The sequence below is a fragment of the Anabaena sphaerica FACHB-251 genome (genome assembly GCF_014696825.1).
Lineage (GTDB): Bacteria > Cyanobacteriota > Cyanobacteriia > Cyanobacteriales > Nostocaceae > RDYJ01.
Window position 1 is genome coordinate 299,025 of sequence record NZ_JACJQU010000004.1, and the last position, 18,669, is coordinate 317,693.

Sequence of the window (18,669 nt, forward strand, 5' to 3'; positions counted from 1 at the left end):
TTTAGTTCAACATTCAAAACTGAACTCTCAGCACTCATAACTTTTGAGAAACTCAGGTGACAGGTAACAGGTGACAGCGAAGACGGAAAAAGAAGAAAGAAAAGATGATCACAAAGATAAAACACCATAAAACCAGTAATATAGCAGGAGTCAGGAGTCAGGAGTAAAACCCTTTTGTAGTGGGAGTTTCATTATCAATTGATATCCTAACCACCCTGTCCATGGCTATAAAAAATCTTCTGTTTAATTAAAAAAAGTTGTTTTGAGAATTTTTCCGAGTATATCCTTAGTTTTAGTGATCAATAACACAGAATTTGCTCCTACATAACAGTTATCTTGAGAAAAGATTAAGTAATACCATTTTGGATTTTAGATTTTAGATTTTAGATTGGTGCAAATCCATCTGTCGCAATCATTTTTCAAGTTGGTATAAGATTTTTTTCAAAATTTTAGGGGTAGGCATGGATCAACATCTTGCCCCATAGGACAGATGTTAAATTTGGCTTGTTTGGTTTCTGTCTTGCCCCCTGCGGGCAAAACAATCATCAATTACAAATCCAAAACCTAAAATTGTTTGACTCTGGAAGTTAAAAATGAGGAATGAGGAACTATGGCTCAAATTTCAGCTTCTAGCAATGGCCAGCTTTCTCGCGATGCTAACATTTGGCAAAACCTTAAGTATGCAATCTCTGCTAGTTCCGGTTTCCAACGCTGGCAGCTAGAGAGTAATGCTCAATTAAACGGTCTGCGCCTAGAACAGCAAGTACAACGGTATTTACGAGAAACCTTAGAAACTTTAGCTTATTAAGAACACAGAAAATTTCACAATCATAACCAACTTAGCTTTTTTCATCCAATACGGTTTAGATAACCCCACCACCTAAACATTGTGGCTGAAGTTAACTGAACCGTATTCTCCTATTATCTATTCCCTGCCCTAACAGATATGATAACTATAGCCATGGACAGGGTGGTTAGGACATCAATTGATAATGAAACTCCCACTACAAAAGGATTTTACTCCTGACTCATGACTCCTGACTCCTGCTATATATCTCTGAGGAGCAGCAAAGCTTACAAACGAACCTGAGATTACAAAGTGTATGTGAAATCTTGCACCAATATTCCTGGAACTAAACTACCACCTAATTGCCTACTTTCATAAGTTCCGACTTCGGGAATAAATTCTTGAAAGTTAGTTAAATCAACTAAATTTTCTTCTCCCCAGAAGCGATAAAGACTTTCATCAAAGCGTAAATTTTCAATGGGGGCGACAATTTCCCCATTTTCTACCCAAAAGCAGGCATAACGGGTCATACCTGTGATTCTACCCGTTTGGCGATCGCTCCAATTTAAATAATGCAAATTCGACACATATAACCCTGTATCTAAACTGGATAAAATCTCCTCAAAAGCTAAATTACCTGTACCTATTTCTGGAGAACGTAAGGTTTCTGAACTATTAGCACCATTAGCAGGTTTCTTATATTCTTTAGCCGTGCGAGAATTAACTAGGCTATTTAATAAAACTCCTTTTTCTATTAAAGTTAACTCCGGTGCTACCATTTCTCCCAGGTCATTAAATCTAGGAACTAAACCAGATTTAAAGTTTTCTTTTAAAGTAAATTTTGGTGAAAGTTGTTTTTCTTGACGTGATAAAGCCACTAAAGCACTATTTCCTTGTTGAATATCAGCTTCACTAATAGCACCCCAGGAAAGCATACCCAATAATTCAGCCACAGCAGCGGGAGCAAAATAAGTTTTGTATTTTCCTCTTGGTAATTCTTTCGGTTGACGAGACAACAATACTAATTGTTCTTTACCTTCATTTATTTTTGCTATACATGCATATTCATCCCATTCGCTACCAGCAAAAGTGCCTTTAACCGCTTGTCCTGATGCCATGAACAAAGAATAATCTAAGTTAAAAGAATCAGTTACAAACCAGTGTTTTTGTCCGTTAGAATCTCCATAGCCTCTAATAATAACTCCCCCAGCATACATACCAGTAAAATCTAAATCAGCAACTGATTCTAAGATTTTATTAACAACTGTTTCTGGTGTTAATAATTTACCTGTATTTACCTCTCTGCTGTGATTATTTCCTGTAGGTAAAACTAGATAAGGATCACTTGGTAATAGGGTAATTTCGTCGCGTAATTCTTCTAAAGATGTGTATGCTATTTGCCAATCTATTTCCCAATTACCAGTAAAAGGAAAATGGCGGAAACTGCTGCGCTGATTTTCCATTAAAGTGAGTTTAATTGAACCATCAGCGACTACTCCAGTTTGTCTAACTTTAGCACCATTAAAACGGGTAAATTGGCTTCTTTCGCTGTTGAGTCTGATGGTAAAATGTTCGGTTTCTGCTTTTTTCTGGAGAAGACTTTCGAGCAGTTTGTCAAAGGTTGTTTCTAATGTTGATAATTCTGTAATTTTCATTTTTTAAATTGTCTCTGGATCAATATTTAGTTCTCTTAATTTTGCTGCTAAACGTTCTGCTTTTCTTGCTTCCTGTTCTGCTCTTTTGGCTTCCTCTTCTGCGGTTTCTTCTGGTGTAGGTACTAATTCTCCTTCTGGGGTAAAATACCGTAACAACCCTTCATTAATTCCTAAATATAAACCTAATTGTTGACTCCACAAATATCCTTTTTCATTTGCTGCTAAAGGTTGATATTTATTATCAACTAAATGAAATCCTGCAAATTCTAATGTATAAGGATCAAACCAAAAATAATCAGGTGTGCGGAAAGTATTTTGATAAAGTTCTTTTTTATATCCTCTATCAGTGGTAGCTGTAGTTGGTGAAAGAATTTCTAAAATGAAATTGGGATATTTACCATCTTCTTCCCACACTACCCAGCTTTTACGAGTTTTGCGTTCAGTTCCCAAAACAACAAAAAAATCAGGACCCCGGAAAAATTCTGATTTCTTTTGGTGAGGACTATAATAAATAGTCAGATTTCCCGCAGCATAGAAATCAGTTCGATCTTTCCACAACCATTTAATACATTTGATTAAGAGCATAATTTGCTCTAGATGCAGTTCTGTTTCCACAGGAGGTTCATCACTATATAAGTCACTAGGAGGAAATATTACATCTGGGGAGATATTTTCTGCAAGTTCTAATTCTTGTGCAATGATCATATTGATATGGCATCAAGTAGCTATTTGTTGATTGTAGCATTAAGTAAATATCAGAGCCTAGATTTTCTCTGGATCAATATTTAATTCTCGTAATTTGGCTGCTAAACGTTCTGCGGTTTCTTCTGGTGTAGGTACTAAATCACCTTCAGGAGTAAAATACCTTAACAAACCCTCATGCACGCCTAAATATAAACCTAATTGTTCACTCCATAAATATCCTTTTTTATTTGGTTCTATAGGTTGATATTTGCCATTTGTTAAATAAAAACCTGCAAATTCTAGCGTATAAGGGTCAAACCAAAAATAATCAGGTGTTCTAAAGGTATTTTGATACAGTTCTTTTTTAGTCACTTTATCACTGTTAGCTGTACTGGGTGAGAGAATTTCTATAATTACATTAGGATATTTACCATCTTCGTCCCAGACTACCCAACTTTTGCGGGTTTTTCTTTCTGTTCCTAAGACTACAAAAAAATCAGGTCCTCTTAAATTTTCATTTTTTTTCTGGTTAGGACTATAATAAATAGTTAAATTTCCCGCAGCATAGAAATCTGTTCTATCTTTCCATAACCATTCTAAACATTGTAGAAGTAAGATAATTTGTCTTAGATGCAGTTCGGTTTCCACGGGTGGTTCATCACTATATAAATCACTGGGGGGAAATATAACATCTGGGGAGATGTCTTTTGTTTGTTCTAAGTCTTGTGCAATCATCATATTGATATAGCATCAAGTAGTTATTGGTTGATTGTAGCATTAATTATACATTTGGTGGTAACTCAATCTGCATAATTTGAAACCGTTGTAGGGACAATTCATGAATTGTCCCTACTGTAATTTTCACCAAGTATCTATTTAATTTATCCAATATTCTTGTTTTCTTACCTTTGCACACTATTACTGTAATTATTAAACACTGGTGGAGATTGCGGTACAACAATTATTGGATTATAGATGAATGGCATCGGCATTGAAGGTGAGGAAGGTGAATATTGTGTGGGTGGATATGTAGGTGAATAAGAAGGCATGGATGATGGGGGATAAGAATTGTAATAGTTGGAATTACTAGGATAGTTACTATCTTGGGGTGGGTAAAATGAAGGTGTGTTAGTGGGAGTTGATTGTGGTGATAATAACCTATCAATCAATTGAGTACCTAATTTTTCTACCAGTGGACTCAGTTCAATAGCTGAGGCTTTTTGTGCATTGATAATAGATGTGCAGAATACAATCAAAATGCTAATTGTAACTTTATAATTCATGATTTTATTCCTATTTTTTTGAAGAAAATGTTGAATACTTAGGAGTAGGTAAATGTTACCTACTCCTAATTAATAATTGAGATTTAGTAGGAGAAAATTGATCTAGGGTTCACCCAATTTGGTGTCATGCCATAGCCCCAACCACTGTTGACATATCTTGTGGCCATCCCGAAGTGTAAGTGGGAGTTTCGACCCTAATCTCCAACATGACCGATTACATCACCTTTTGTAACTCGTTGCCCAACACGAACAATTGCATCAATATGGCCGTAATAGCCATACAGTTCTGAATAACCAGCACAATTTGAGTGTTTGATATTAGTAAAGCGATTCCAAATATTTGGGGTTGTTCTTGGTGTTCGTGCTTCCATTACTACCCCATCACAGATTGCTCTAACTTCTGTTCTGAAACTGGCTCGAAAATCCACACCATTGTGTCTATTTTGATGAGATCCTGCACAAATTCCTCCGAAATCACAACTAGAACTAAAAAGGGAAAGTGAAGATAAAGGTGTAACAGGAGAATTGTTTTGTGCAATCAATTGTTTAGAGGCTATTTGATGATTAATATGATTAGCGAAAGTAGCAGCATCAGCCGTTAATGGATTGACGATTACTGGTAAAGTGAGAATAGCAAGAGCTTTCATTACAGAATTTAATTGCATACGTTTTTTCCTCAGTTGTTTAACCCTAATTTTGCAGATAGTGATTTGTGAGAATCAATACCTTGCTCGTTTCTTGATAATCAAGTTAGCTCAATTACTTTGATTAGTAAAGGTCTTGAAAATAGCAATTTTCTGATTTTAATAACAAGAAATAACAGAAAATAAAAAGTAATAACAAGAAATAACAAAATCTAGAATAGGCTTTGATTTATGCAGGGGTTTAGCATTGCTGAACCCCTACCAGTTAAGGCTTATAAGGAAATATCAAGGTAATGTTACTATTTTTTGTTAGAGGTATTGACTATGTACTGAAGACTACTTATAATTGATTCTTATTTTAGTAATAACTAGGAAAGCCAATGCTTCAAGATGCCTTTTTAGAACGAATTTCACAACAGCTATATCCAAAGGAAAAAGAAACCTATGAGCAACTATGCTTTCCTTTGCGTTGGCATCCGCGCAACTACACACAGTCTCAAGGATTTATTTCCCAACAAATAGCTAAACAACTCAATATGAATACTGAAAGTAAATCATTTCAAAATCTTTCTTCAGGTCTTAGTTTATTTATTGCTAGGTCTGCTGATAAAATATGGAAAAATTTTCAAGAAGAAATGATTGCTGATGGTTTTACTGTAGAAAGAACTGGTCAAAGAGGACAACCTAGAAATGAAGATCAATCTCCTTATCATGTCACCTATCAATGGTTATGGGAGAAAAAGTTTCCCCGTATGGCTTGGGAGTTGGCTAAAAAAGAGGCTTATCCAGTAAAAGACGAAATGGAAATGATACCTTATGAAATACCTGTACCTGATGATAACCGCATGATTACTGCACGTATACCTAGAGAGGAAACTTTACAAAAGGAAAAAGACTATAGATTAAAACTGAATTTACCCAATACAGGTTATTTATTATTAATTAATGAAAGTGCTAATGGTGATAAATGCTTAATTTCTCCTTCTAAAGCCTATGCTGAAATTCCTTCTTGTCGTCTCTCTCAACCGCTTTATTTACCGCCTGATAATGATAGACACCGCGCTCCTTTAGCTTTTGGTACTGAAAAAGAGTTGTTTTTGGCGATTGTAACAGAGCAGGAGATTACATTATCCTGGATAAATGAATATTATCGTAATGAGGATGTAGATTTGGATGAACAGCATTTATTTGAAATTTTTCAAGATGTGGGTAAATTGTCTGATTGTCAGATATTTCAACGAGTTTTCAAAGTAAGTTAAATTTGAAATAAACTTTGCATATTATTTTAAAATAGGTGGCTATTATGGAAAACAAAATCATTGAAAAAATTGAATTATTGTTGAATAATGCAAATAAACTCTATGACCAACAAAAATCTTGTGACTCAATAAATTTACTAGTAGAAATTTATGAATTAATAAAAATACACTTACCCTATTTTCATGCAGATAGGGCAAATGCCTTACAAAAATTAGCAAAAATATACAAATTAATGGGGAAGTATGAAGATGCTGAACCTCTATATAAACAGTCTTTAAAAATTCGGAAAAATGTCTTAGGTGTTAATCATCCTGATACGGCAAATTCCCTAAATAATTTAGGATTATTGTATGAATTAATGGGGAGATATCAAGACGCTGAACCTCTGTATAAAAAGGCTTTAAAAATTCGGAAAAAAATCTTAGGTATTAATCATCCTGGTACGGCATCTTCTCTAGATAATTTAGGATTATTGTATAAATTAATGGGGAGATATCAAGACGCTGTACCTCTCATTGAAAAGGCTTTAGAAATTCGGGAAAATATTTTAGGTATTAATCATCCTGATACGGTAAATTCCCTAAATAATTTAGGATTATTATATGAATTAATGGGGAGGTTTGAAGATACTTTACTCCTCTATGAACGGGCTTTAGAAATAAGTAAAAATGTCTTAGGTATTAATCATCGTGATACGGCATCCTCTCTAAATAATTTAGGAGCATTATATAAATCAATGGGGAGATATGAAGATGCTGAACCCCTATATCAACAGGCTTTAGGAATTCTAAAAAATATCTTAGGTATTAATGATCGTTATACAGCAATTTCTCTAAATAATTTAGGAACATTGTATTTATCAATGGGGAGATATGAAGATGCTGAACCTCTATATCAACAGGCTTTAGAAATTCTAAAAAATATCTTAGGTATTAATCATCCTGATACGAGAATTTTTCTACATAATTTGGGAGTATTGTATTCATTAATGGGAAGGTATAAAGATGCTGAAAATCTGTATCAACAGACTTTAGAAAACTTGGAAAATATCTTAGGTATTAATCATCCTGATATAGCAACTTTTCTCTATGATATAGGAATATTGTATTCATCAATGGGAGATTATGAATATGCTTATAAATTCATGAAACAATATTTTGATATTGAATTAAATTTAATTTCTCAAATTTTTAAACTTAGCAATGAAGCACAACGTTTGAATTATTTGCATAGAAATTACTATAATTTCGAGGGTTTTATCTCTCTTATTTTTCAATATCTCGCCAATTCCTCAAAAGCTATACACTCAGCTTTTGAATTAATCCAAAAACGTAAGCTAATCGTTACAGAAATCACTATTTTACAAAAAAATGCTCTTTTGTCATGGCGTTATCCTCACCTAAACACACTCTTTAAAGAATATCAAGAGAAAACAAAAATAATCATTAACTTAACCTTTCAAAATCTCACAGAAGTAGAACAAGACTATCGTAATCAACTCATTAAAGAACAACAAAAAATTGAACAAGAACTCAGTCGGCAAATTCCTGAATTAAACATTGAACAAAAGTTACTAAAAATAGATTGCCGTGCGGTTGCATTAGCACTACCATCAGGTTCAAGCCTATTAGAATTTGTGCAGTTAAATGTTTTTGATTTTAAAGCAATTCCCGCTAATGGTGATACTCAGTGGAAACCTGCGCGTTATCTAGCTTTTATCTTACCCGCAGGACAACCAGATAACATACAAATGATTGATTTAGGAGAAGCTGATAATATTGATCGTCTGATTAAAGTGTTTCGAGAAAATATCATTCTAGAAAGATCAGATGGTGATAAAAGAATGATTACAAAAAACATACCCACGCAAGAGAAACTAAATAAAATTAAAGATAATCCAGAATTAAACGAAGTATTTCAGAATAAACAACAATTAAAACAACTGCTATTTGATCCTATTCAAAAATACTTACCCGCAGATACTCAAAAATTAATCATTGCTGCTGATGGACAATTAAACTTACTTCCCTTTGAAATTTTACCCATCAATAATCATCAATATTTAATGGATAAATACACCATTAGTTATTTGAACGTGGGACGGGATCTCATCCGCTTAAAATTCCCCAGTAACATCCAACCTACCCAAGCTCTAATTATTGCCAATCCTGACTATAACCTCAGCGATGAAACTGCTATCACTTCCCAAGATATAACTACACAAACTCAGGTAAACGTAGATATTACTTATTCTGATCTCTGCAAATCTCAACCAGGAGGTCAATTTGCACCCCTACCCGGAACATTTTTAGAAAGTGTAGAAATATCTAAATATTTAGGTGTCACTCCCAATACTGAAAAAAACGCCTTAGAATCTCTGGTCAAATCTCAATTATCTCCCCGCATTTTGCATATTGCTACACATGGCTATTTTCTCCCCATCGAATACCTAAAACCTTTAGAAAACACTCCTTTTTCTCAATTAGACAGCCTACATCGAGCCGGAATGCAAAACATCCAAAATCCACTTTTAAGGGCAGGATTAGCCTTTGCAGGAGCAAATACAGCATTAAATGGTAGTAAACTCCCCCCAGCAGCAGAGGATGGTATTCTTACCGCCCAAGATGTAGCCACTTTATTAGATTTAAGAGGGACCGAATTAGTAGTATTATCTGCCTGTGAATCAGGTTTAGGAGATGTCAAATTAGGGGAATCTGTACAGGGTTTAAGACACGCATTTATTCAAGCAGGGGCAAAAAGTTTAATTGTCAGTTTATGGGCTGTGAGTGATATTGCTACGGCGATTTTAATGGGAAGGTTTTATCATTATTATTTAGAGGATAAATTACCTGTAGGTAAAGCATTAGAACAGGCGAAAAGATATGTCCGTAATTTAACTGTGAGGCAAATGCGAGATACTTGGTTAACTAAAGAAAAGATTGAATATGTAGGGCGATATAGTCCTAAATCAGAGGATAATTTACGGATATTGGCTAATGATGACAACGATTATCAACCTTATAAACATCCGAAATATTGGGCGGCGTTTATTTGTTTGGGATTAGCAGATTAGTAGATCCCCGACTTCTTACTTTAATTATGTCAATAAATGATGATCTAATCTGAGAAGTCGGGGATCTTAGGTTTTTGTTTACTGTTGCAGATCCCCGACTTCTAATATTCAATAATATGTGGCAAAAATTATTAAATAAGAAGTCGGGGATCTTATTTACTAACCACCACCAAAAACTTCAACATTTGCAAATACACAAACGGGTGAACCATGTCCTACCCAAATTGCTTGGTTAGGTTCTCCTTTTCCACAGAAAGGTGTACCGTACATTTGCCAATTTGAATCATTTCCAACTTTAATTAAACTATGCCAAAATTCTGGTGTAGTGGCTCTATAATTAGGATTACGAAGGGTTTTAGTAAGTTTACCGTTTTCAATTAATTTAGCGTATTCGCAACCAAACTGAAATTTATAACGTTGATCATCAATTGACCAAGAACGGTTAGATTCCATGTAAACACCATGTTCTATATCCGCAATCATTTCCGTAAAATTGGCGGTTCCTGGTTCTAAATTTAAGTTAGCCATTCTATCAATTGGGGGTCGATTCCACGAGGAAGCACGCGCACAAGCAACCCCTGGTAAATTGGCTCTGGCTTGACTTTCTAAACTCCCTAAACCTCTTTGTAAAATACCATCCTTAATAATATATTCTCTGGTTGCTTTTGCACCAGTGTCATCAAAACCATAACTAGCAAATTCACCTTCTACTGTGGGGTCAAAGGTGATATTCATTAAAGGTGAACCATATTGTAGTTTGCCAAAATCGTTGTTGGTGACAAAACTACCCCCAGCGTAGTTGCGCTCATCTCCTAAAATGCGGTCAATTTCTAAAGGATGACCGACACTTTCATGAATTTGCAGCATCATTTGGTCTGGGGCTAAAACTAAATGAGTGCGAGTATTTGGACATTCTTCGGCTGTTAATAATTCTAATGCCTGTTCACCAATTTGTTGTACTTGATGCCATAGGTTATCTTGTTTTAATAATTCCCATCCACCTTGGTAACAATTGGCGTGCATTCCGTGATTGCTGCGCTGTTGAACAACTGCACCATCTTGGGCAATTACGCCAAAATGTGTACCCAAGGAAATAATTTTTTGGTAAACTTCTGAGCCGTTACTACTAACAAACCAAGTCTCTTTTTCGCTAGTGTTAATATTGGCTGTAGTTTGAACAATTTTTTCGTTAATTTTCAGGTGGTGGCAAATACGAATTAATAAATCGTTGATTTCCCCTGGACTAATAGCATCTAATGGTTCAAAGAAAGGTGAGTTATATTCACCCACGACTTTAGGACGGGTATTTTCACTAAAGGGATATATCCAAAATTCACCAGCTGCAAGTGCCTGTTTATAGGCTATTTCGGCTGCATTTTGCAATGATGATAATGTTAAGGAGTTAGTAGCAGCATAACCCAAACTACCATTAACCATGACTTCAATCATTGCTCCCATTGTCAATGATTTACCATTGCTTTTGGGTAAGCCATCACGAACATAATGGTTTCTGGCTGTTTCTTTGACGGCTCGAATACCGATCCAATCAGCAGGAATGTTAAGATGAGAAATGGCGGTTGTTAATTCTGACCACATAGCGGAAATTATATAAAGACTGGTAAATTATTATGCTTAACACAAAAGTTATATTATAAACACAACTTAGGTTAAATTTTTGGTAATTGAAATATTTTAACTAAGAATTTTCACTTATTTAGTCAGGGTCAATTATCTAACTCAATAGCATCTGATTTACTCTGAGATTGAGCTAACATTTTTGGGTGCAGATACAGATTTTCTAACAATACTGATACACCCGCAACCCAAGGGGGGACAATTACAGCGCCAATAATACCTAAAACCTGTGTTCCTCCTAATACTGCCAAGAGTTGATACAAAGGATGAACGCTGACTGATGAACCTACCAGCAAGGGATCAAGTACGTAAGTTTCTATATTTTGAATGATTACAAATAACAACAGCACCCATAAAAAAGTCAATCCTCCTTGGGGAATAGCGACAATTAACGCCGGAATTGCCCCTAAGACTGGACCGATGAAGGGAATCAAATTTGTAAATCCAGCAATTACACCGAGTGCTAAAGCAAATTCTGATAGTCCTAAAACACTTAAACTCAGGGTGATGACAAAACCTAAAATAGCGGAAACCAAAACTCGACCTTGAACATAACCTCCCATGCGGCGAGAAATTGGCGCAACTTGATCTGCGAGGCGTTTGTCCCAAGGTTGGGGAAATAAATCTGCTAAACCTTTGACTAAATTGCTACTACCAGCAACCATGTACCCTGAAATTACTAAAGCTAAAATTAGATTCAACACACCCCCAACAATGCCACGAGTCAAGCCGAAGGAACGCACAAGCAGCTGCTTACTAGAACTAAATACCCACCTGGTGAGGGACTGAAGATCAAGAAATTGCTCAATTGTCTCGATTTGCGTGATTCCCATTTGCATAGCCAGATTTTCAGTTGTAATCTGCAAATTTTCTAAGTAAATGGGCAATTTATTAGCTAATCGTTGAATTTGCTCAGAAACAGATGGTCCAATAATTAAACCGGCCCCAATCAATCCAGCAATCAAGGTAATATACACGACTATTACACCTAACCAACGGGGAATGCGTAATTTTTCTGCTGAGTTAACTATGGGAGCGATCGCTGATGCTAAAACTACAGCAACCATTAATGTTACCAACAAACTCCGTAGTTGCCACATCAGAACTATCAGACAACTAACGGCAACAATTAACAACAGTTCTGAAAGGGTAATAGTTTTGCGCTTTTCTATCATGTTTGGGGACTGGGGACTGGGTAGAATAAACTTCTAAATCTTGCCTTTTGCCTTTATGAACGATGCCAACGTGTACCTTCTTTGCTATCAATTAATTCAATTCCTTGGGCTTTTAGTTGATCTCTAATTCGATCAGATTCAGCAAAATTCTTGGCTTTTCTTGCTTCTTTTCTTTGTTGAATTAAATCTTCAATTTCCGCATCACTTATACCATCAGTTGCAGGTTTTTCTTCTTCTATTTTGGCAGTTAAACCTAAAACATCTGCTAGTGTTAACAGAGTTTGCCATTGTTTCAGTAATTCATCTGCGGGAGTTTCTGTTTTTCCTTGATGAACAATAATATTTCCTTCCTTCCTTAATTCTTTAGCTAATTCAAAAATTACCGCTAAACCACCGGGAAAATTAAAATCATCATTGACTGCTGTGGTAAATTTCTCAACTTCCGTTTTATCAAGTTTAGCGTTATTTATTTCTAGATTTTCCCAACCTAACTGTTTACCGTGCTGATAGCCAAATAACAAACCTTCTTTGATAGTATGCCAGCCGTTTGTTGCTGCTAAAATTGCTTCATCGGTGAAATCAATGGGCTTGCGATATTGTGCCATTAACACAAATAATCTTAATGCCATCGGGTCAACACCACGATCTAATAAATCGCGGATTGTGGTAAAATTGCCTAAAGATTTAGACATTTTTTCCCCATCAACTTTGACCATCCCGTTATGTAACCAATAATTAGCTAAAGGTTTACCGGTTACTGCTTCTGATTGGGCAATTTCGTTTTCATGGTGTGGGAAAATTAAGTCAGCACCACCAGCATGAATATCAATGGTATCACCCAAGCGATCGCGCACCATTGCCGAACATTCAATGTGCCATCCGGGACGACCTTTACCCCAAGGTGACTCCCAAGCAGGTTCGGAAGGTTTTGCAGCTTTCCATAAAGCAAAATCAAAGGGGTCTTTCTTCTTTTTATATTCTGCGTCTTCTACATTTACCCGTTCACTCGCACCAGCTTGTAAATCTTCTAATTTGCGTCCCGAAAGTTTGCCATATTCCGCAAAATTCCGCACCGCATAATAAACATCACCATCCGCAGGATAAGCAAAACCTTTTTGTTCTAAATCATGAATTAATCTTTTAATACCATTCATTGTATGGGTAGCACGGGGATATTCATCAGCTTCTTTAATTCCCAAACGTGCCATATCTTCAAAATATGCCTTAATAAAGCGTTCGGATACCGCTTCCATCGTCGAATTTTCTGAGCGTGCGCGGTTAAGAATTTTATCATCAACATCCGTAAAATTCTGTATATAGCGCACATCATAACCGATAAACTGAAGATATCGACGCACTATATCCCAAACAATACAAGCTCTAGCATGACCCAAATGGCAATAGTCGTAAACCGTAACACCGCAATAATACATCTTTACCTTCCCATCTTCGACGGGGGTAAACGGTTCTTGACGACGGGTGAGAGTATTGTAAATAGATAGGGTCATAATAGAGGAATAAGGCATCTAACGATCAGCAATGATAACGTAAGTTGCGAGTAACCGGATAGGTAAGTGAAACTGAATTAAGAGCGATCGCTCTCTTCATCTATGATATCTGATGTAGTTCTACAGATAATTCCAAGTAATATCATGTAATACCTTCACCACAGCTTAGTAAATTATGATTCAAGCTTTACCCAAAACTAAACCAGTAACTTTTACTGAGTTTGGCGAATGGAAACCAGAAGCAAAGTATTATGAATTACATAATGGCGTAATTATTGAAATGAATCAACTTTTAGGTTTTCATGAGTGGATTATCCTTTTTTTAAATAGAAAAATCTCGTCTGAATACATACGGCTAGACTTACCCTATGGAATAGCAAAAAGTGTTTTTGTTTCAGCAACATTTCCAGAGTGAAAATTAACAGCTAATCAGATTTTTCAAGCTGTTATGTAAATTAATGCTGTAAATCAGCAATGCCAAGTAGCCAAAATCAGGCTAACATTCAAAATAGACCTAAATCCTACTTCATGATTATGCCATCAGCAGTTACTACCGAATCTCACCCAATGGAAGCTCCCAAGCAAGGATTACCGGTAACAATTATTACGGGATTCCTTGGTAGCGGCAAAACAACTTTACTCAATCATATTTTGACTAATCAGCAAGGAGTAAAAACCGCTGTTTTAGTCAACGAATTTGGCGAAATTGGTATTGATAACGAATTAGTTGTTGCTACCGATGAAAATATGGTGGAACTCAGCAATGGTTGTATTTGTTGCACCATCAACAACGACTTAGTTGATGCTGTTTACAAAGTTTTAGAACGGGAAGAAAAGCTAGATTATCTAGTTGTAGAAACCACTGGACTAGCAGATCCTTTACCTGTAGCAATGACATTTCTGGGTTCAGAACTGCGAGATTTAACTCGTTTAGATTCCATCATTACTGTAGTTGATGCAGCCAATTATAGCTTAGATTTATTCAACTCCCAAGCCGCACTTAGTCAGATTACTTATGGTGATGTGATTCTGCTCAATAAAGCCGATTTAGTTGATGAAACTACTTTACAGGAATTAGAAAGCAAGATTAACGATGTGAAGGAAGGATCAAGAATTATTAGAACTACAAATTCTCAAGTTCCACTTCCTTTAATCCTCAGCGTTGGTTTGTTTGAATCTGATCAATATTTTGATTCAGAAGAACACGAACACGATCATCATGATCACGATGATCACGATCATTCTGACTGCGGTCATGAACATCACGACCATGATCATTCTACCTGTGAACATGACCATCATGATCATGAACATCATCACCACCATTCTGACCACTTAGAAAATGATGGTTTTATCTCTATATCTTTCCAAAGTGATAAACCTTTTTCAATTAGAAAATTTCAGTATTTCTTAGATAACCAACTACCCACAAATGTCTTCCGTGCTAAGGGCATTATGTGGTTTGAGGAAAGTCCCCAACGCCATATTTTCCACCTGTGCGGTAAACGCTTCACCATTGATGATGATCAGTGGAAAGGTGAACGCAAAAACCAAATAGTGTTGATTGGTCAAAATTTGGATCAAGAAACTTTACTCAACCAACTAGAAAACTGCCTTTGTCTTCCTTCAGTTAGCAAAGGTAAAGGATTTGGGAAATAGTCATTAGTTACTTGTCAGGTCTTAGTTGTCAGTGGTATAGAAAAAACAACTGACAACTAAAATGAATAAGCACCATGCGCGTTATCGTTCAACGAGTGAAATCATCTCAAGTTACTGTAAATGGCGAAATTGTCGGTAAAATCGGCAGAGGGTTAAATTTACTCGTTGGTATTTCTAATACTGATACTGATGCCGAACTTGACTGGATGGTTCGTAAATGCTTGGAATTGCGGCTATTTCCTGATGATGAGGGTGGTGACAGATGGCAAAAATCTGTACAAGAAATTAACGGTGAGTTATTAGTAGTTAGTCAGTTTACGCTTTATGGTGATTGTCGTAAAGGCCGTCGTCCTTCTTTTGACCGTTCTGCTGTACCCACATTGGCTGTCGATTTGTATAATCGTTTTGTATCAAAGTTAAAAACAAGCGGTTTACGGGTGGAAACTGGTCAATTTGGCGCAATGATGCAAGTAGAGATTCAAAATGATGGACCTGTTACTTTGATCCTGGAGAAAGAAGCTATTTAGCTCTCTAATCTTGCTAAACTAACTAAAACTAAGAAACATATTCAAGCACGATAGCCAAATGCCTACTGTAAGATGAGAGAATATTAACTTAAAGATCATAAAACTTAAAATTCATTCATCATGGCAAAAATCCAGTTTTCTAGAGGCGTTGACGAAACAGTAGTTCCAGATGTACGCTTAACGCGATCGCGGAGTGGTGATCAAGGTACAGCAACGTTTATTTTTACCAATCCCAACATTTTGAGAGAAGGTAGCACAGACGAAATCACGGGGATGTACATGGTTGACGAAGAAGGTGAAATTCTGACTCGTGAAGTCAAGGGCAAATTTATCAACGGTAAACCGGAAGCATTAGAAGCGGTTTACTTGATGAAAACCCTTGAAGAATGGGAACGCTTCATGCGCTTTATGGAACGCTACGCTGAAGAAAACGATCTGGGATTAAGCAAATCTTAAGTAATCATCAGTCATTGGTCAGTGGCCAGTGGTCATTGACTAAAGGCTAAAACCTCAGTATCTATGAAACTGCAACCCCATCCAGACTCACTAGAAATGACGGTAACTTGTGCGGTTATCACTGTTAGTGATACGCGCAACCCAGAAACAGATAAAAGTGGTCAACTGATCCAGCAATTATTGTTAACAGCTAATCATGTTATTGCCGATTATATAATTATTAAAGATGAACCCGCCCAGATTCAACAACAGATAGAAATTTTGGGTAAAAATGTAAATTTAGATGCTTTAATTTTTAATGGGGGGACAGGAATTGCACCCAGAGATACCACCTACGATGCGATCGCCAAGTTGTTAGAAAAAACTTTACCGGGATTTGGTGAGTTATTTCGTTTTTTAAGCTATCAAGAAATTGGTTCACGAGCGATAGCTTCTCGCGCTGTCGCTGGTATTTATCAAAATAAAATTATCTTTTCTCTTCCCGGTTCTAGTAACGCTGTACGACTGGGAATGGAAAAACTGATTTTACCAGAATTGGTGCATTTGGTAAAACAGGTGACGGAATAAGTAAACTATCAAAAGCAAAACCTAAAAATCAATGAGTGAAAAAATTCAATGGACCGCTGAAGCCGAAGCTAAACTCAAAGATATTCCCTTCTTTGTTCGTCCTTTTGCCCGCAAAAAGATTGAAACTTATGCTCAAGATCATAGTTTATCTCTAATCACAATCGAGATTTACGAACAGGTTAAGAAACAATTCAACAAAAAATACGACTAAAAAATCTTGAACAGGAAAATAAAAACCCCCTAATCTATAGGAGGTTTATCATTTTTTCTTCGTTGATTTGTTAAGACTCTTAAAATTTAATAAATGTCAAGCAGATGGTAGCCAAAATTGCAGCAATTATATAAAATGCACCAACTACTTGCAATTCTGACCAACCAGTTAATTCTAAGTGATGGTGTAGAGGAGCCATTTTAAACAGACGCTTACCTTTCCCATCTGGCCCTTTGGTAGCTTTGTAATAACTGACTTGCGCCATCACAGACAGAGTTTCTACAAAGAAAATACCGCTGAGAATGAACAGGGCTACTAAGCTATTAGTCAGTAGTGCCACAGCAGCCAGCGCACCACCCAAAGCCAGAGAACCAGTATCACCCATGAAAACACGGGCTGGGTTGCGGTTATGGGCTAAAAATCCTAAGCAACTACCACTCATAGCCGCACAGAATATCATCAGTTCTGGTGAAGTCGGTGCAATTACAGCGCCTAAAGCGAAGATAGCGATCGCAACTGTTCCCCCCGCTAACCCATCAATCCCATCAGTTAAATTAGTAGCGTTACTTTCCGCTACCAATACAAAACCAGCCAAAGGCCAAAAAAGTAATCCTAAAGGCAAGGAAAAGCCAACCACAGGTAAGGCGATATTTGTTATACTAAAATCTCTATTCAACATCATCCACAGACAGAAACAAGCTGCAAAAATAATCTGCAAAGCAAGTTTCATCGTCGGAGATATACCTTTATTTGATTTACGACGTAAAATTTGCCAATCGTCTATCCAGCCTATAAAACCATAGCTGAGTGTTAACACAGAAACAGCAACTACATCTTGAGCAAAGTTAGACAAGATACAAGCAATTGTCACAGCTACAGGTATGAAAAAAACACCACCCATCGTTGGAGTACCAGCTTTTTTCAGATGTGCTTGCGGTCCATCTTCCCGAATAATTTGCCCTGTTTTCAATGCTTGGAGCAATGGTACAACCCAGTAGCCAGCAGCAGCAGCACCCACAGCACACAACAAAAACGGCATGGTGAGCGAGCTAGTTTGCCAGAATACTCTATGTCCCATTGAATCTAAAATCAATGCAGCTGTAGTCAGCGCAAGGGCTAACAGAGAGGCCAGCCCGATTCCAGAAATGTTCAATCCTTGGTTTGGAGATAATTTAGCGTCCACAGAAAATTTCCCTTCACTCCACACTTAAAAAAACCGAAAACCGAAACATTGATAAAACCCAGTCCCCAAAATCCTCAAGGCTAATCCTCATCTAAGCTGATATCACTATCATCATAGTCAAGGTCACCAATTCCATCTTCTCCCACCAAAAAGTCAGATATTTCTGCTTCTTGTTCCGAAAAAGTCGATTCGTTAAAGTCACGCGCTATGAGACGGCCGCTAGACTGCAACCAGTCCAACATTGAGGACTCTGGCTTCAAGGGAATTACAGTAGCTCTCTGGTTCCGGGGATGCTCACGCAGGGGAGAATTTAACATATCAACGAAGTCAGTAAGAGGTTTATGTAACTGGACATTAAGAGT

The 18,669-nt window shown here is 36.7% G+C and carries 19 protein-coding genes; 9 read left to right on the forward strand and 10 right to left on the reverse strand.

All coding sequences use genetic code 11. The features are described from left to right. The first annotated feature begins 610 nt into the window (after positions 1–610). Positions 611–808 carry a hypothetical protein gene (locus tag H6G06_RS10205; RefSeq protein WP_190559641.1) on the forward strand — a complete coding sequence of 66 codons (198 nt, stop codon included), beginning with the start codon at positions 611–613 and terminating at the stop codon, positions 806–808. Between the two features lie 284 nt (positions 809–1,092). On the opposite strand, the gene H6G06_RS10210 is transcribed toward H6G06_RS10205, so the two are convergent. The 5 genes from H6G06_RS10210 to H6G06_RS10230 all read right to left on the reverse strand — a co-directional run bounded on the left by H6G06_RS10210 (position 1,093) and on the right by H6G06_RS10230 (position 5,074). Beyond that, on the reverse strand, positions 1,093–2,442 hold the full coding sequence (locus H6G06_RS10210; protein ID WP_190559643.1) for a TldD/PmbA family protein: 1,350 nt from the start codon (positions 2,440–2,442) through the stop codon (positions 1,093–1,095). Between the two features lie 3 nt (positions 2,443–2,445). Beyond that, positions 2,446–3,147, reverse strand: a complete 702-nt coding sequence (locus H6G06_RS10215) for a Uma2 family endonuclease (protein ID WP_190559645.1) — start codon at positions 3,145–3,147, stop codon at positions 2,446–2,448. Between the two features lie 57 nt (positions 3,148–3,204). Further along, a complete protein-coding gene (locus H6G06_RS10220) occupies positions 3,205–3,864 on the reverse strand; it encodes a Uma2 family endonuclease (protein ID WP_190559647.1) in 660 nt (219 codons plus the stop codon). Positions 3,865–4,028: 164 nt separating this feature from the next. Then, entirely contained in the window at positions 4,029–4,409 is a 381-nt protein-coding gene (locus tag H6G06_RS10225; protein ID WP_190559649.1) for a hypothetical protein, read from the reverse strand. A 194-nt stretch (positions 4,410–4,603) separates the two neighbouring features. Next, entirely contained in the window at positions 4,604–5,074 is a 471-nt protein-coding gene (locus tag H6G06_RS10230) for a M23 family metallopeptidase (protein ID WP_190559651.1), read from the reverse strand. Positions 5,075–5,433: 359 nt separating this feature from the next. On the opposite strand from H6G06_RS10230, the gene H6G06_RS10235 reads away from it, so the two are divergent. Together H6G06_RS10235 and H6G06_RS10240 are read left to right on the forward strand one after the other, a co-directional pair. After that, positions 5,434–6,312: a hypothetical protein gene (locus H6G06_RS10235; protein ID WP_190559653.1), complete on the forward strand. Its 879-nt coding sequence runs from the start codon at positions 5,434–5,436 to the stop codon at positions 6,310–6,312. Between the two features lie 44 nt (positions 6,313–6,356). Next, positions 6,357–9,386, forward strand: a complete 3,030-nt coding sequence (locus H6G06_RS10240; protein ID WP_190559655.1) for a CHAT domain-containing tetratricopeptide repeat protein — start codon at positions 6,357–6,359, stop codon at positions 9,384–9,386. Between the two features lie 159 nt (positions 9,387–9,545). On the opposite strand, the gene H6G06_RS10245 is transcribed toward H6G06_RS10240, so the two are convergent. The 3 genes from H6G06_RS10245 to cysS all read right to left on the reverse strand — a co-directional run bounded on the left by H6G06_RS10245 (position 9,546) and on the right by cysS (position 13,704). Then, the gene (locus H6G06_RS10245; protein ID WP_190559657.1) at positions 9,546–10,982 is read right to left on the reverse strand and encodes a TldD/PmbA family protein; all 1,437 of its coding nucleotides are present in this window, start codon (positions 10,980–10,982) and stop codon (positions 9,546–9,548) included. 128 nt (positions 10,983–11,110) lie between these two features. Then, a complete protein-coding gene (locus H6G06_RS10250) occupies positions 11,111–12,196 on the reverse strand; it encodes an AI-2E family transporter (RefSeq protein WP_190559659.1) in 1,086 nt (361 codons plus the stop codon). A 53-nt stretch (positions 12,197–12,249) separates the two neighbouring features. Further along, on the reverse strand, positions 12,250–13,704 hold the full coding sequence (gene cysS, locus H6G06_RS10255; RefSeq protein ID WP_190559661.1) for a cysteine--tRNA ligase: 1,455 nt from the start codon (positions 13,702–13,704) through the stop codon (positions 12,250–12,252). A 175-nt stretch (positions 13,705–13,879) separates the two neighbouring features. Here cysS and H6G06_RS10260 point away from each other — a divergent pair, with 175 nt between their 5' ends. From H6G06_RS10260 to H6G06_RS10285, 6 genes are all read left to right on the forward strand, one after another. Continuing rightward, positions 13,880–14,119, forward strand: a complete 240-nt coding sequence (locus H6G06_RS10260; RefSeq protein ID WP_338422925.1) for a Uma2 family endonuclease — start codon at positions 13,880–13,882, stop codon at positions 14,117–14,119. A 119-nt stretch (positions 14,120–14,238) separates the two neighbouring features. Then, the gene (locus H6G06_RS10265) at positions 14,239–15,363 is read left to right on the forward strand and encodes a CobW family GTP-binding protein (protein WP_190559862.1); all 1,125 of its coding nucleotides are present in this window, start codon (positions 14,239–14,241) and stop codon (positions 15,361–15,363) included. Positions 15,364–15,437: 74 nt separating this feature from the next. Next, positions 15,438–15,890: a D-aminoacyl-tRNA deacylase gene (gene dtd, locus H6G06_RS10270; RefSeq protein ID WP_190559663.1), complete on the forward strand. Its 453-nt coding sequence runs from the start codon at positions 15,438–15,440 to the stop codon at positions 15,888–15,890. 120 nt (positions 15,891–16,010) lie between these two features. Then, on the forward strand, positions 16,011–16,346 hold the full coding sequence (psb28, locus tag H6G06_RS10275) for a photosystem II reaction center protein Psb28 (protein ID WP_190559665.1): 336 nt from the start codon (positions 16,011–16,013) through the stop codon (positions 16,344–16,346). A gap of 63 nt (positions 16,347–16,409) precedes the next feature. Then, complete coding sequence (locus H6G06_RS10280; protein WP_190559667.1) at positions 16,410–16,913, forward strand: MogA/MoaB family molybdenum cofactor biosynthesis protein; 504 nt, start codon at positions 16,410–16,412, stop codon at positions 16,911–16,913. A gap of 31 nt (positions 16,914–16,944) precedes the next feature. Then, positions 16,945–17,124: a PCP reductase family protein gene (locus H6G06_RS10285; RefSeq protein ID WP_190559669.1), complete on the forward strand. Its 180-nt coding sequence runs from the start codon at positions 16,945–16,947 to the stop codon at positions 17,122–17,124. Positions 17,125–17,203: 79 nt separating this feature from the next. Here the strand turns inward: H6G06_RS10285 and mraY are convergent, their stop codons facing one another. Together mraY and H6G06_RS10295 are read right to left on the reverse strand one after the other, a co-directional pair. After that, positions 17,204–18,307, reverse strand: coding sequence for a phospho-N-acetylmuramoyl-pentapeptide-transferase (gene mraY / locus H6G06_RS10290; RefSeq protein WP_338422926.1), 1,104 nt, complete (start codon positions 18,305–18,307; stop codon positions 17,204–17,206). An 80-nt stretch (positions 18,308–18,387) separates the two neighbouring features. After that, positions 18,388–18,624, reverse strand: a complete 237-nt coding sequence (locus tag H6G06_RS10295; RefSeq protein WP_190559673.1) for a DUF3134 domain-containing protein — start codon at positions 18,622–18,624, stop codon at positions 18,388–18,390. Positions 18,625–18,669 lie beyond the last annotated feature (45 nt).

What these genes read in the sequence shown, in the direction of transcription:
- H6G06_RS10220 (WP_190559647.1), bottom strand. Translation starts at nt 3,864, where the DNA reads ATGATGATTGCACAAGACTTAGAACAAACAAAAGACATCTCCCCAGAT.
- H6G06_RS10215 (WP_190559645.1), bottom strand. Translation starts at nt 3,147, where the DNA reads ATGATCATTGCACAAGAATTAGAACTTGCAGAAAATATCTCCCCAGAT.
- H6G06_RS10285 (WP_190559669.1), top strand. Translation starts at nt 16,945, where the DNA reads ATGAGTGAAAAAATTCAATGGACCGCTGAAGCCGAAGCTAAACTCAAA.
- psb28 (WP_190559665.1), top strand. Translation starts at nt 16,011, where the DNA reads ATGGCAAAAATCCAGTTTTCTAGAGGCGTTGACGAAACAGTAGTTCCA.
- H6G06_RS10235 (WP_190559653.1), top strand. Translation starts at nt 5,434, where the DNA reads ATGCTTCAAGATGCCTTTTTAGAACGAATTTCACAACAGCTATATCCA.
- H6G06_RS10245 (WP_190559657.1), bottom strand. Translation starts at nt 10,982, where the DNA reads ATGTGGTCAGAATTAACAACCGCCATTTCTCATCTTAACATTCCTGCT.
- H6G06_RS10205 (WP_190559641.1), top strand. Translation starts at nt 611, where the DNA reads ATGGCTCAAATTTCAGCTTCTAGCAATGGCCAGCTTTCTCGCGATGCT.
- H6G06_RS10225 (WP_190559649.1), bottom strand. Translation starts at nt 4,409, where the DNA reads ATGAATTATAAAGTTACAATTAGCATTTTGATTGTATTCTGCACATCT.
- H6G06_RS10265 (WP_190559862.1), top strand. Translation starts at nt 14,239, where the DNA reads ATGCCATCAGCAGTTACTACCGAATCTCACCCAATGGAAGCTCCCAAG.
- dtd (WP_190559663.1), top strand. Translation starts at nt 15,438, where the DNA reads ATGCGCGTTATCGTTCAACGAGTGAAATCATCTCAAGTTACTGTAAAT.
- H6G06_RS10280 (WP_190559667.1), top strand. Translation starts at nt 16,410, where the DNA reads ATGAAACTGCAACCCCATCCAGACTCACTAGAAATGACGGTAACTTGT.
- H6G06_RS10250 (WP_190559659.1), bottom strand. Translation starts at nt 12,196, where the DNA reads ATGATAGAAAAGCGCAAAACTATTACCCTTTCAGAACTGTTGTTAATT.
- H6G06_RS10240 (WP_190559655.1), top strand. Translation starts at nt 6,357, where the DNA reads ATGGAAAACAAAATCATTGAAAAAATTGAATTATTGTTGAATAATGCA.
- H6G06_RS10260 (WP_338422925.1), top strand. Translation starts at nt 13,880, where the DNA reads ATGATTCAAGCTTTACCCAAAACTAAACCAGTAACTTTTACTGAGTTT.
- cysS (WP_190559661.1), bottom strand. Translation starts at nt 13,704, where the DNA reads ATGACCCTATCTATTTACAATACTCTCACCCGTCGTCAAGAACCGTTT.
- H6G06_RS10295 (WP_190559673.1), bottom strand. Translation starts at nt 18,624, where the DNA reads ATGTTAAATTCTCCCCTGCGTGAGCATCCCCGGAACCAGAGAGCTACT.
- H6G06_RS10210 (WP_190559643.1), bottom strand. Translation starts at nt 2,442, where the DNA reads ATGAAAATTACAGAATTATCAACATTAGAAACAACCTTTGACAAACTG.
- H6G06_RS10230 (WP_190559651.1), bottom strand. Translation starts at nt 5,074, where the DNA reads ATGCAATTAAATTCTGTAATGAAAGCTCTTGCTATTCTCACTTTACCA.